Genomic DNA, 13,428 nt, shown 5'->3' on the forward strand with positions numbered 1-13,428 from the left:
AGGTGCGCACGATGGCGCGTGTATTGGTTGTTATTACTCCGGCTGAAGGCCATGTGAACCCATCCCTTGGGTTAATTACGGAGCTAGTCAAACTTGGGGAAGATGTTGTTTATGTCTGTGTAGAGGAATATCGTTCTCGGATTGAGCAAACGGGAGCTAAGGTCATGACCTATCCTTTTGCGGAGGATGCGTTCTCACATGAACCTACACTTAAGCCTTTGGCGTATCGGCATCCCTACCAATTCCTACACATGGTTACTTGCGGTATCATTCCCAGAATGATTCCTGAGGTGCTTCGTTTAATTGAGCATGAAACGTTTGACTATCTCATCTATGATTCACTGATGGGGTGGGGAGGCCAAATTCTCGCTGAGAAATTAGGGATTCCATCCGTATGTACGATAGCTTCTTTTGCTTCCGTTGAGCCGGCAAGCATAGAGAACGGGGAGGTTATCAATACACGAGAACTATATGAAGCGATTATGAACAAGGCAAAAGAAATAGCAACAACGTATAAGGTCAGCCTGCCTGCTGTGGAGGAGATGATGGCACATAACGCTCAATTAAATATTGTATACACCAGCCGTTATTTTCAGCCACGGGCAGAAGAATTGCATGATCGTTTTCTATTCACGGGTTCATCGATTATTCCGCGGGAAGATGCCCCCGAATTCCCATTTTATCTTCTGCGTGAACGGCATACGAAAACAGTATACATTTCCATGGGAACCATACTCAATAAAAACCTGGAGTTTTACAAACTTTGTTTTGATGCATTAAAAGATCAGCCAGTAAATGTTGTTTTATCTTCGGGGAAATACACTGATATTACATCCATCGAAGGAATGATTCCCGATAACTTTATCGTGAGGCCTTATGTTGCTCAGATTGAAATATTGCAGCATGCAGACGTTTTTGTTACCCATGCAGGCATGAATAGTGTAAGCGAGGCATTATATTTCGATGTTCCACTTGTCATGATTCCCATGACCTCGGATCAACCGTTTGTTGCAGGTCGCGTAAAAGAGCTTGGAGCCGGGATTGTATTAGATCAACATCACCTGAACGCAATTCAATTACAGGAGGCGATTATGGAAACACTTCACAATCCTATCTATAAAGAGCAGGCACATCTCATCGGCAAATCTTTAAAAGAAGCTGGGGGCTGCACCTTTGCGGCGACGGCGATAATGCAACAATTTGCCAAAGTATAACTGCAATTCACCTCTTATTCTTATATAACAGGGAATAAAATTAATGCTAATACAACAACCCCCTCACTTCATTTCTTTCGAAAGAAGAGAGGGGGCAATTTAGAAAAGTACTTATACAGCTAACCATTGGATATCAAGAGTGCAAAATCGTTTACTTGCCCTTTTTCAAAATATCAAAAATGATTTTGGCATTATCAGTGTTATCAATTAAGCCAGAGAAGCGCTGACTTCCTGGGCCATAGGCATACACCGGAACATCTTCACCTGTGTGTCCGCCTGTTGTCCAACCTGTGAACGAGCGGTTATCAATAATAGCTTCAATCGCATTATCGATCTTTGTAACATCCGCACTTTGGGCAGCATCTTTCACGGATTGAATTTCCTCAGCTGTCAGCTCAAGTTTGAGATATTTTTTCAAAGTTTCATCAACAGAAGCCCCTTTGGCAATTTGAGCAGCCATGAAGTCAGGAGTACGCAGTGCAGCTTTAATGGGGTCTACGAAGAAGTTGTATTCTCCATCTTTACCCAGGGTAAGTCCTCCTGTGGAGTGGTCAGCTGTTGCTACGACAAGAGTTTGTCCATCTTTTTTCGCGAAATCAATCGCAGCTTTAAAGGCAGCAGCAAAATCGTCCATCTCACTCATGGCACCGACAATATCATTATCGTGTCCTGCCCAGTCAATCTGACTGCCTTCAACCATCAAGAAAAATCCTTTTTTGTTTGTTTTAAGACGATCGATAGCCGAATTCGTCATCTCAGCGAGTGAAGGTGTCGCGCTTGTGCGATCAATAAATTTGTCCAATCCGCCATCTGCAAACAGGCCAAGAACTTGTTTGTTTTTGTTCGCGAGCAGGGATGTACGATCCGTTACATAACTATAACCTGCTTTTTGAAACTCTTTCGTAAGATCACGGTCTTTACGTACAAAATTGGTTTTCCCTCCGCCGAGCAGTACATCCACTTTGTGTTTGCCGTTAATCAACTCGTCGTAGTAGTCATTTGCAATAGCATCCATGTTTTTGCGGCTGATATCATGAGCTCCAAATGCCGCTGGAGTAGCATGGGTAATCTCAGAAGTCGCGACCAAACCTGTGGATTTACCGATCTGTTTGGCTTGCTCCAACACGGTTTTGACATTCTTTTGATTTGTGTCCACTGCAATGGCTGCGTTATATGTTTTCACACCTGACGACATTGCGGTTGCGGCAGAAGCGGAATCCGTAACATTTTGTTTGTCATCGTCGGGATAGGTCATTTGAGCGCCTACCAGATACGGATCAAACACCGTTTTTTCCATCACTTTCGTCTTAGGATTATCTTTCATATAACGATACGCTGATGTATACGATGTTCCCATACCATCTCCAATAAGGAAAATGATATTTTTGATTGGTTTTTTCTCAGTACTTGCACCGGCAGCTTTAGCGATAGTTGCTTGTCCAGGGGAAAGAAGAGTAGAAGCTGATACAGCCAATGTCAGAGCTAATGCAGGCAATGCTTTTTTAGACAATTTCACAACGATTCCTCCTCGATATCTCTTTAACATGAATGCATGAAACTTTGTTCATTTGTTCATCCTTAAGAAGATTATCATTCATTTGTAAATAAAAACCATCACAATTGTACGCTGATTGTAAAATATTCAACATTAACTAACATACAAGCTTAGATCAGTCTAAACCCTAAAAAACGAATAAAATCTCATTTATCAACTTGAATAGTTCGTAAATAATGTGAACAAAGCTCGAATTCCATTGACATCCCGTGTTATTTTTAATAAAATTCGAAATGCACCTCAGATTAAAAACAAAATTCTTTTTTTGATCTTCACATTCGGAGCTGTTCAGATCCTAATGACGAATATAGGAGCGTAAGAATTCCAATCCTATAGGCAATTAGGATTTTTTGTTTTTAACTGTGCTGTAGAATTTAAGAAAACAAAATGAAAGTTGGAGGCTGGCTTGACGATGGACAACTGGTTCAAACTGAAAGAAAGAGGCACCACCGTTTCAACCGAAATTATTGCTGGTATTACTACATTTTTCACGATGGTATACATAGTGATTGTGAATCCCGGAATTCTTAGTGGTACGGGAATGAGCTTTAACGGCGTATTCATTGCTACAATTCTGGCGAGTATTGTAGCAACCTTGATTATGGGATTGTGGTCCAATTATCCGATTGTTATCGCACCAGGCATGGGATTGAATGCGTTTTTCGCGTTTAGTGTTGTACAGGGTTATGGGGTAACTTGGCAGACAGCACTGGGTGCTGTATTCATTGCGGGTATTCTGTTTATTATTTTATCGTTGACTTCATTTCGTTACATGCTGCTGGATGCGATTCCGGCAAGTCTCAAACACGCCATAACAGCAGGGATTGGATTATTTATTACTACGGTAGGACTGCAGAATGCAGGTATTATTGCCAATTCGGAATCCAATCTGATTACACTTGGAAATCTGGCGCAACCGATGACCTATCTGACTCTTATTGGTCTAATCATCACCGTTACGTTGATGGCTTACAATGTCAAAGGATATCTATTTATAGGTATGGTTATTACAGCGATCATCGCCTGGTTCATGGGACTGTTCCAAATGCCTGCATCCATTGTAGCGATGCCTTCAGGACTGGGAGAAACTGCGTTCCAGATGGATTTAGCCAGTGTCTTCTCCAATGGACTATACACGATCATTTTCACGTTTTTGTTGATTACTTTGTTCGATACTACAGGGACGATGCTTGGTGTCGCGGAACAAGCTGGATTACTGAAAGATGGCAAATTCCCGCGCTCTCGTGGTGCATTGCTCGCTGATGCTGTTGGTACAACGACGGGTGCTATGCTTGGAACAAGCCCAACCTCGGCATATATTGAGTCCAGTACGGGAGTAGCTGCAGGGGGGAGAACTGGACTGACTGCGGTAACAGTAAGTGTATTGCTCGCCGCGACTTTGTTCTTTAGTCCAATCGTAAGTGTCATCTCGAGCATCCCGGCAATTACATCCCCGGCACTCATTATTGTTGGTTTCTTTATGATCAGTGTGATTAGTAAAATGAACTGGAGTGATCTGGAAGAGGCCTTCCCGGCGTTCCTGATCATTATTCTGATGCCGCTGACGCACAGTATTGCAACAGGTATAGGGATTGGTTTCATTTTCTATCCTGTGCTCAAGCTACTTCGTGGCAAAGGTAAAGATGTTCATCCGATTTTTTATATTTTTGCGATTCTATTCTTCATTCAACTTGTATTCCTCGACCACTAAGAAACGGTCTTGAACATGGCAAAGAGAGCTGCGTTTATATAAGCAGCTCTCTTTTTTCATGTATAATGCTTAAAAACGATATAAAATGAATGATTATTTACACGTTAACGGAGAGGACAGAAAAAACCTGGAAAAGCGGAGCGCTCGCCTTTATCACCGGATTTTCCCCTTTGGAAAAGGGAATCCAAAAAAATCTGGTGATAACAGCTACTCTCCAGGTTATTCTGTCATCGGAGTGGACTGTGTAAACCAATTCAACTTATATATGCCAGTTCATATTCCGTTCATATTGGCGTCACGCTGGCAACATCTTGTCTCACTATACTGTAAATAAGTCACCAAGACAGTTACACAGACTAAGGGACAGGAGAAGATGAGAATGGAAGAAATCGTAGAAATAAAGCAGACAGAGAAGAAACGTGGCAAGAAACGCAAGCTGTTCTTAAAAATATTCGGGGGAATCTTCGCAGCGCTTGTATTATTCATGGGCATCGTCTTTGTGATCCATGTGATTAGCAATGGAATGGAAAAGAAAAAGATAGAATCGTATGGGCAGTATGTGCAAGTGGATGGCAAAAACATGAATGTCTCCATTCAAGGTCACGGAGAACAGACCATCGTGCTGCTTCCGGGACAAGGAACCCCATCTCCGGTGTTAGATTTCAAACTATTAATTGACCAATTAACGCCAGATTATAAAGTGGTAACGATTGAACCATTGGGCTATGGATTAAGTGATCGTACAGACAAAGAACGTACCTCTGAAAATATCGTTAGAGAAATACATGAAGCTGTGGAGCAACTAGGTCTTGACCGTTATATTCTTATGGGGCACTCTATTGCGGGACTGTACAGCGCATCTTATGTAAAAGATTATCCGGGTGAAGTGATCGCATTTATCGGTATAGACAGCAGTGTTCCTAATCAGCCTGGCATGGATGTTAAACTACCTCTGAAATCGATGCAGTTCCTTCAAACCTCAGGGCTGATGCGATTCCTCAAAAATGTGAGTGCAGATCCTTACAAATCCATGGACTATGATGAGCATACCATAGAGCAGATGAACCTGATCTCGAATCAGGTGTCGAGCAATGCGACCTTAATGAATGAGTTGAAAAATCTGGGGTCTAACTTCAAAAATGCAGAGAAACTGACCTATCCTCGCGATTTGCCGATGTTGCTTTTCGTTCAGTCCAATAATACTGCGAATCCCAATTGGATACCGCTACATGAAGAGCAGATCAAACAATCCGATCAGGGCAAAATGATCCCGATGGAAGGCTCGCACTATTTGCATCATACAAAGTATAAAGAGATTGCTGCAGAATTCAAAGCTTATATGAAGAGTGTTCAATTAAAATAAAGTAAAGTTGTTAAGGGGGAAAAACATCTCCCCATAGGAGTCGCTATATTAGCGGCTTTTTTTGTTTTATCGGTAGAAGCTTCCACTGGATTAATTAATATAATTCTCAAGCTTCCTTTATCTGAGTAATCTCCCCGTGCTTCAATCCGAATTTTTCCATCATATCTAAAATCGGTAGGAGATCGCGTCCTTTGTCTGACAGAGAGTATTCTACTCGCGGTGGAACTTCAGGAAATACGTGTCTGGATATGAGTCTATTTTCCTCTAATTCCCTCAATTGTTTGGTTAATGAACCTTGCGGTATGTCATTCAGAAATGACTTGATTTCATGAAATCGTCGTGCTTGATCCTTCAAAAACCATATAATGAGAAATTTCCAACGCCCTGATAGCACGTGTTGAGTGTAAGCCATGCCAAAAATGATAGGATACTTTTCCCTAAACTCTTCGTGAAATCCGTCTTTGCATATCCGAGTCATACACTTCCTCCTCACAATGATAATCCAATAGTATTAAAAAAGTGACTATGTTCATTATTTTTGCCTACTTCTAACTTATAGAGATCTCAGCTAGTATAGAAGACATTGAGAAAATCTTCAATCTAGGCTTGAAATATACGTATAAAGGAGTTCGTCAGATGAATAAGATTACCGAATTACTGAATATAGAATATCCCATTATTTCTGCAGCTATGAATTGGGTAACTTCAGCAGAGTTTGTAGCTGCTGTTTGTAATGCAGGGGGGATGGGGGTACTCGGACCAAATGCTGGACAAAAACTACATCCTACTAATTTGAAAGAATATGCTGATAACCTGCGAAACGAGATCCGTAAAGTGAAGCAGTTAACGAATAAAAATTTCGCTGTAAATTATATATTCCCTCTAGATGACAGTGGCACTCTACCATTTGGCTCATTGCTTTTTGATATCATAGTTGAAGAAGAAGTCAAATATGTAGTAGCTATTGGGAACCAAATGGTCGCAAGCGAAATGATAAAATTAAAAGAGCAAGGCATAACCGTTATCTATAGGCCGCTTAACCCTACGGTTCATAACATTCTGGAAGCGGAGAAACATGGAGCTGATGCAGTTATCGTTACTGGTAGTGAGGCTGGGGGACATTTTAGTCAGTATAATCTTAGTCTATTTACGCTGTTACCCCAAATAACTGCAGTTGTTAATTTGCCTGTGATTGCGGCTGGTGGAATTATCGATGGACGTGGTGCTAAAGCAGCCTTTGCGATGGGGGCACAAGGCGTTTACATGGGAACTAGATTCATAGCAACCGTAGAAAATCCTGCGAGTCCTGCCGCCAAGCAAGCCATTATTGATGTCAAAAGTGAAGAAATACTCGAACTGGATGGGGTTTATGAGCGAACAATCCCGACTCCAGGAGGAAAAAAAGCTTATCAACTCATTAATGAAGGGAAGTCACTAGATGCCGTTCCGTACCACAAAAATGGATACAAAGAAACGCTCTTACTAGGGAATTTAGATCAAGGAACAATTAGCGTTTCTCCATCAGCAGGAGGGATTCAGGAAATATTGACATGTCAGGAAGTTATAGATGAGATTATAAACTATATAAGTTATTAATTAGCAAGATTATGCTTTCCAAAAATGGATTCATCACCACGATGATAACTAAAATCTATACGCAGCAAAAAGTGGTACCAGAGCAGGTGCCGCTTTTTGCTTATCATCAATTTTATATACAAGTACTTCACAATAGATACCGTGTTGAGATCATCGAAAATCTCCTCGTAGCAAATGGAATTTTAAGGTTTATTTGTAACTGGTTTAAGCTTTTCCACATCATTTTTATTAAATATATATCTTCCCTTTGCATTGAAAGTTATAATGATTCCTGAGCAAGTAAAAATAGAGTTTGTCCAAAAATCAAGTGCATTCGGAGGTAACGATCAGCATGAATATTCAGTTTGGCACTCCAGCCACCTATTGGGTTGAAGCACTGCCTATCGGTAATGGCAAGTTGGGCGGAATGGTCTTTGGCGGTATCGAAAAAGAACGCATTGCATTGAACGAAGACACGTTGTGGTCAGGCTATGCACAGGATTGGAATAACCCGGAGGCTCGTGAAGTTTTACCGCAAATCAGGGAATTGATTGCCCGTAAACAGTATGTAGAAGCGGATCAACTTAGCAAAAAAATGATGGGGCCTTTTACACAATCGTACCTGCCATTTGGTGATCTGGAACTTGTGATGGAACACGGACAATTATGTGAACGAAAAACTTATCAACGCAAGCTGGATTTATCTACAGGTGTTGTAAGCGTTTCCTATGAAATTGGTGGAGTACGATATGACAGGGAGGTATTTGCTTCCCATCCCGATCAGGTTATCGTCATTCGTTTAACCGCAAGCAAAGAAGGAAGACTTAACTTTCATACCAGACTGAGCAGTCCGCTGAGACACGAAACTTCTGCTGCGAACGCTCAATATGAACTGTCTGGAACAGCTCCGGAGTATGTGTCACCGAACTATCACGATGTTGAAGTGCCTGTCCGTTACGGAGATGTAGCAACTAGTCGTGCGATGACTTTCCATGGCAGACTTGCGGTAACCCATACTGGAGGCACACTGCATTCAAGCGGTGGTGGACTGCAAATCGTGGGTGCAACGGAAGCGGTCATTTACTTTGCAGGGGCTACAAGTTATGTATCCTCTAGTCAAAAAGGTGACAGCGTAACCTCCCCGAAAGAGAAGACTGCGGACGTTATTAAGCAGATTATGACTCGTGATTATACAGAATTGCGTCAACGTCATGTACAGGATCATCAAGCGCTGTTTAATCGTGTTCAATTACACTTAGGTGAAAGTGTTGCTCCGCAGGACATGCCTACAGATGAGCGCATCGAGAAATACGGTAGCAGTGATCCAGGGTTAGTCGAGTTGTTGTTCAACTATGGCCGTTATTTGATGATCGCCAGCTCCAGACCAGGAACGTTGCCAGCGAACTTGCAAGGAATTTGGAATCAGGAAACACGTGCGCCTTGGAGCAGCAATTATACACTGAATATTAATGCAGAGATGAACTATTGGCCTGCGGAGACGTGTAACATGGCTGAACTGCATGAACCATTACTTGATTTTATTGGAAAACTGGCGGAAAACGGACGGAAAACAGCTGAAGTAAATTATGGTGCTCGAGGCTGGGTAGCCCATCATAATGCGGATATCTGGGGACAAACAGCCCCTGTAGGAGATTATGGTGCCGGTGACCCGTCATGGGCTTTGTGGATGATGGGCGGCGTATGGCTGACGCAGCATCTGTGGGAACATTATGCGTTCTCAGAGGATAAAGAGTTTTTGCAGGAGACCGGTTATCCACTGATGAAGGATGCCGCCTTGTTCTGTCTCGACTGGCTCATTGAGAATAAAGAAGGACATTTGATCACATCACCATCAACGTCACCAGAGATGAAATTTGTCATTAACGGAGAACATACAGCTGTCAGTGAGGCAACTACAATGGACATTTCACTCATTGCCGAGCTGTTCGAAAACTGTATTCAAGCAGCTGAAGTGTTGCAAACGGATGCGGAATTCGTGGATCTCCTGCGAGCGAAGAGAGAACAACTGCTGCCTTTGCAGATCGACCCAAAAGGTCGCCTTCAGGAATGGAGCGAGGATTTCACAGAAGAAGATCCGCAGCACCGCCACGTATCCCACTTGGTTGGTGTGTTCCCGGGAAGACTGATTACAAAGAAAAAATCTCCTGAACTGATGCAGGCAGCACGCACTTCACTCGAGGTTCGGGGTGACGGTGGTACAGGCTGGAGTCTTGGCTGGAAAATCGGTTTATGGGCTCGTTTTGGAGAAGGGAATCGCGCTGAACAGCTTATCTCCAATTTGTTAACACTCGTTAAAGCTTACGAGCCAAGCAAACATGAGCAGGGCGGCGTGTACGCGAACTTGTTTGATGCTCATCCGCCATTCCAGATCGATGGAAATTTTGCGGCAACCGCAGGTATTGCCGAGATGCTGCTGCAATCTCATCAGGGATATCTGGATTTCCTGCCGGCATTGCCTGAACGCTGGTCTACAGGTTCGGTTAAAGGTTTGAGAGCAAGAGGCGGGTTTGAGGTCAGCCTAAGTTGGGAGAACGGTAAGCTAGTTGAAGCAAAAGTCCTCTCACATACGGGCAATACATGTTATTTGCAGGTTGAGCCTGGCTTGAAAGTATATCAAGGGGATACGGTTGTACAAACCGTTCAGGAGAAAGACGATCAAGTTAGTCTGCCAACGCAAAAAGGACAAATATATACCGTTTCATTTAAATAAAATGAACTTGAATCCTAATGTCGTTCGAGTGAATAACTTATATTCAATAAATCAATTCACCCTCGGAGCAGTATAAGATCAAGGGATGAAGCCGCTGATCAATGAAGATCAGCGGTTTTCTTTTATACCAAACGCGAAAAGTTAAGTGTTGTAATGAAAACGGTTTTATGCTATTTTGAATGTATAAAAACGTTTTAATAGCAAAGGAACCTGAATGTATGGGAAAAATCACAATTAAAGATGTTGCAAGGGAAGCCGGTGTCTCGATCTCTACGGTTTCGAATGCCTTAAATGGTGTGGATGTACTGAATCCGGAAACGAAGTCCCATGTGCTCAAAGTGGCGGAACGTTTAAACTACATTCCCAATCTGAATGGGAAACTGTTGAAGTCAGGTCAGACAAAAATGCTTGGTTTCTTCACAACTAGTGTGTCTGGACCGTACTTTTACAAGTTAGTCGAGGCCATGTCGCGTGAATGCGACCGTCTCGGTTACGGACTCAATGTGTTTGTAACCAAAGATAAACATGTGATTATGAGCAATATTCTCGGTAGACGGGTAGATGGGGTAATCATCTACGAAGAGCTTCGAATCGATGAACAGGATATTTTGTCGATGGAAAAAGACAAGATTAAAGCTGTTTTCCTGGATCGTGTGTATGAGAGCGAACGAATGGGAAGTGTCATCTTTGACTCTTACGTAGCCAGCTATGAAGCAACCAAATATCTGATCGGGCTTGGTCATCAAAAAATTGCCTATATCTCCGGTGTAGATGAGATGTTTGACAGTGTACAGCGTCGAGAGGGATATCTGGCGGCCCTTCGAGAATATGAACTTCCAGTCGATGAGGATTACATTATTCAAGGGTACTTTGAAGAAGAGGCCACTTACAGTGCCATCAAATCCTTCATTCATAAGCACCCAGGCAAATTACCAGATGCCTTTCTGGCCGGCAATGACCTGAGTGCGATCGGATGCATACAGGCATTGAAATCTCATGGTTATGAGGTTCCAAGTGACATGAGTGTAGTCGGATTCGATGATATCGATATTGCTCCGTATTATTCTCCACCGCTAACGACCGTTCGTAATCAAATTGCAAGACAAGGCATTCTAGCTGTCACGCAATTGGTCAATATGATCAAGGGACAGGAACAAGGCTTAGCGCAAAAGCTGTCAGGAGAACTTATTGTACGCGGTTCAAGTCATGTGAAAATGAACAACCGGAGAGATGGACGTAAATAACGGGTGAGAGGCTCATCGGGTCCATTTTTCATTTTATATTACAGAGAAAGGAGCTTTTTCGGATAAAATAAAAACGTTTTTATAAAATGAAATACATGCATCTATCGACACATACAGAGGGGAGCAACGAAGGATGAGTCACTTGACGACTACAGCAAACAGACAGCAGCAACCTCTTAAACCCGGTGGCAGAAAACATTTCAAGCAACGCTTCAATACGTTCTGGGCCGATTTCGCCAGACAATGGGAGATCCAGTCCATGGTTCTGCCGGGTATTCTGTTCATGATTGTTTTCTGTTACATACCGATCTACGGATTAACGATTGCCTTCAAAAATTACACCGTCATTGATACGCTGTCCAGTGCTCCATGGGTGGGGCTGGATAACTTCAGAATCATTATGTCAGATAAATACTTCTGGGATGCTGTTGTGAATACGCTAGGCATCAGTTTTTTGAAGCTAGGGATTGGGTTTGTCATTCCGATTATTCTGGCCATTATGATTTACGAGCTGAACAGCGGACGATTCAAGAAATTCGTGCAAACGGTTTCATATTTGCCTCACTTTCTCTCATGGATCGTGCTGGGCGGTATGCTTATCACTTGGTTCTCCACAACCGGTTTGTTCAATGAACTACTGCTCGGTCTTGGCATCATATCACAGCCGCAAAACATATTGCTGGATGCGGGCAAGTACTGGTGGATCGCCACGTTATCGGATATCTGGAAGGAAGCTGGTTGGGGCACCATTTTGTATCTTGCCATCATGTCCAAGATCGACCCTACGTACTATGAGGCCGCCAAAATCGACGGAGCCAGCCGAATGCGTCAGATATGGAATATTACCTTGCCTAACATGAAGTCTATAATCAGTCTGAATCTGATCCTGACGGTCAGCGGACTGCTGGGTTCGAATCTGGATCAAACCTTAGTGCTCATGAACTCACAGAACCGTGAGAAGGCCGAAGTCATTAATTCTTATGTCTATCGCATGGGGATGTCGCAAGGCGACTTCTCGTATGCTACCGCCGTAGGTTTGGGTGTTTCCATCATTTCTGTAATTCTGCTCGTCACGGCAAACAAAATAACTAGCAAGCTCAATGACAACCAGTCTGTGCTGTAGAAGGAGGTTCCCTCATGAATGGAAAAGCGGCCAAAGAAGATCTGGACAGCCGGATTTTTGATACGCTCAATATCATTTTTTTAACGATCTGTACCATCGTCATTATTGTTCCGCTCTGGAATGTCATCATCTCGTCCTTTAGTTCTGGCAAAGCACTGGCAGAAGGTGGATTCATCTTCTGGTCACCCGAGTTTTCGCTGGAAAATTACCGAGCGGTGTTTAATGATTCAAACATCTGGCAGGCGTTCTTCATCTCTGTGTCCAAAACCATGATCGGTGTCGTAACACATGTATTCTTCTGTGCCATGGTCGGATACGGACTAAGCAAGAAGTACCTGAGAGGACGCAAATTGTATGTAGCCATGGGTGTAATTACCATGTTTTTCTCCGGCGGCATGATTCCAACCTTTTTGCTCATCAAGGCACTGGGTCTCCTGAACAGCTTCTGGGTGTATATTATTCCGGCTTTGTTCAGTTTCTTCGATGTCGTCATCCTGATGAATTTCTTCCGTAATGTACCGGATTCACTCGAAGAGTCGGCGAAGATGGATGGGGCTGGAGACTGGCATATCTTTCTCAAAATCTTTATCCCGCTATCCATGCCAGCAATGGCAACCATCGCTTTGTTTAACGGGGTAGGGCAGTGGAACGACTTTATGACGACCAAACTGTATATTACGGACCAGTCACTCTACCCATTACAGATGATGTTATATGAAATTATTGTGCAATCCCAGACACAGTCCATGCAGAACGTGGGCGGGTCCGTCGTGATCGAAACAACAACCAAAGGCGTGCAGCTTGCCACCATTGTCATTACCACATTGCCAATTGTACTGATCTATCCTTTGTTACAGCGATATTTCATTTCAGGCATGATGCTTGGAGCTGTGAAGGAATAAAACGATAGAT

General features: G+C 42.9%; 10 protein-coding genes. 8 read left to right on the plus strand and 2 right to left on the minus strand.

What is annotated here, in order from left to right; genetic code table 11:
- Positions 1-11 precede the first annotated feature (11 nt).
- Entirely contained in the window at positions 12-1,214 is a 1,203-nt protein-coding gene (locus tag BLQ13_RS03705) for a macrolide family glycosyltransferase (protein WP_090916113.1), read from the plus strand.
- Between the two features lie 151 nt (positions 1,215-1,365).
- Here the strand turns inward: BLQ13_RS03705 and BLQ13_RS03710 are convergent, their stop codons facing one another.
- Positions 1,366-2,760 (minus strand): alkaline phosphatase, encoded by a 1,395-nt coding sequence (locus BLQ13_RS03710; protein WP_090916115.1) that lies wholly within the window; start codon positions 2,758-2,760, stop codon positions 1,366-1,368.
- 421 nt (positions 2,761-3,181) lie between these two features.
- On the opposite strand from BLQ13_RS03710, the gene BLQ13_RS03715 reads away from it, so the two are divergent.
- Positions 3,182-4,480 (plus strand): NCS2 family permease, encoded by a 1,299-nt coding sequence (locus BLQ13_RS03715; RefSeq protein WP_090916117.1) that lies wholly within the window; start codon positions 3,182-3,184, stop codon positions 4,478-4,480.
- Between the two features lie 379 nt (positions 4,481-4,859).
- Entirely contained in the window at positions 4,860-5,843 is a 984-nt protein-coding gene (locus tag BLQ13_RS03720) for an alpha/beta hydrolase (protein ID WP_090916119.1), read from the plus strand.
- 106 nt (positions 5,844-5,949) lie between these two features.
- On the opposite strand, the gene BLQ13_RS03725 is transcribed toward BLQ13_RS03720, so the two are convergent.
- Positions 5,950-6,321 (minus strand): winged helix-turn-helix transcriptional regulator, encoded by a 372-nt coding sequence (locus BLQ13_RS03725; RefSeq protein WP_090916121.1) that lies wholly within the window; start codon positions 6,319-6,321, stop codon positions 5,950-5,952.
- Positions 6,322-6,479: 158 nt separating this feature from the next.
- Between BLQ13_RS03725 and BLQ13_RS03730 the strand changes: the two genes are divergently transcribed.
- The 5 genes from BLQ13_RS03730 (at position 6,480) to BLQ13_RS03750 (ending at position 13,418) form a co-directional block, all read left to right on the plus strand.
- A complete protein-coding gene (locus tag BLQ13_RS03730) occupies positions 6,480-7,439 on the plus strand; it encodes an NAD(P)H-dependent flavin oxidoreductase (protein ID WP_090916123.1) in 960 nt (319 codons plus the stop codon).
- Positions 7,440-7,770: 331 nt separating this feature from the next.
- Complete coding sequence (locus tag BLQ13_RS03735; protein WP_208606747.1) at positions 7,771-10,149, plus strand: glycoside hydrolase family 95 protein; 2,379 nt, start codon at positions 7,771-7,773, stop codon at positions 10,147-10,149.
- A 218-nt stretch (positions 10,150-10,367) separates the two neighbouring features.
- The gene (locus BLQ13_RS03740; protein ID WP_090916127.1) at positions 10,368-11,393 is read left to right on the plus strand and encodes a LacI family DNA-binding transcriptional regulator; all 1,026 of its coding nucleotides are present in this window, start codon (positions 10,368-10,370) and stop codon (positions 11,391-11,393) included.
- Between the two features lie 259 nt (positions 11,394-11,652).
- A complete protein-coding gene (locus BLQ13_RS03745) occupies positions 11,653-12,516 on the plus strand; it encodes an ABC transporter permease (RefSeq protein WP_205127951.1) in 864 nt (287 codons plus the stop codon).
- A 14-nt stretch (positions 12,517-12,530) separates the two neighbouring features.
- Positions 12,531-13,418 carry a carbohydrate ABC transporter permease gene (locus tag BLQ13_RS03750; RefSeq protein WP_090916131.1) on the plus strand — a complete coding sequence of 296 codons (888 nt, stop codon included), beginning with the start codon at positions 12,531-12,533 and terminating at the stop codon, positions 13,416-13,418.
- Positions 13,419-13,428: the final 10 nt, after the last annotated feature.

Source organism: Paenibacillus polysaccharolyticus (genome assembly GCF_900102085.1).
Classification (GTDB): Bacteria; Bacillota; Bacilli; order Paenibacillales; family Paenibacillaceae; genus Paenibacillus; species Paenibacillus polysaccharolyticus.

Bases quoted from the DNA above. Each gene is read 5' to 3' on its own strand.
- BLQ13_RS03730 (WP_090916123.1), top strand. From the start codon at position 6,480: ATGAATAAGATTACCGAATTACTGAATATAGAATATCCCATTATTTCT.
- BLQ13_RS03745 (WP_205127951.1), top strand. From the start codon at position 11,653: ATGGTTCTGCCGGGTATTCTGTTCATGATTGTTTTCTGTTACATACCG.
- BLQ13_RS03740 (WP_090916127.1), top strand. From the start codon at position 10,368: ATGGGAAAAATCACAATTAAAGATGTTGCAAGGGAAGCCGGTGTCTCG.
- BLQ13_RS03705 (WP_090916113.1), top strand. From the start codon at position 12: ATGGCGCGTGTATTGGTTGTTATTACTCCGGCTGAAGGCCATGTGAAC.
- BLQ13_RS03725 (WP_090916121.1), bottom strand. From the start codon at position 6,321: ATGACTCGGATATGCAAAGACGGATTTCACGAAGAGTTTAGGGAAAAG.
- BLQ13_RS03715 (WP_090916117.1), top strand. From the start codon at position 3,182: ATGGACAACTGGTTCAAACTGAAAGAAAGAGGCACCACCGTTTCAACC.
- BLQ13_RS03710 (WP_090916115.1), bottom strand. From the start codon at position 2,760: ATGTTAAAGAGATATCGAGGAGGAATCGTTGTGAAATTGTCTAAAAAA.
- BLQ13_RS03720 (WP_090916119.1), top strand. From the start codon at position 4,860: ATGGAAGAAATCGTAGAAATAAAGCAGACAGAGAAGAAACGTGGCAAG.
- BLQ13_RS03735 (WP_208606747.1), top strand. From the start codon at position 7,771: ATGAATATTCAGTTTGGCACTCCAGCCACCTATTGGGTTGAAGCACTG.
- BLQ13_RS03750 (WP_090916131.1), top strand. From the start codon at position 12,531: ATGAATGGAAAAGCGGCCAAAGAAGATCTGGACAGCCGGATTTTTGAT.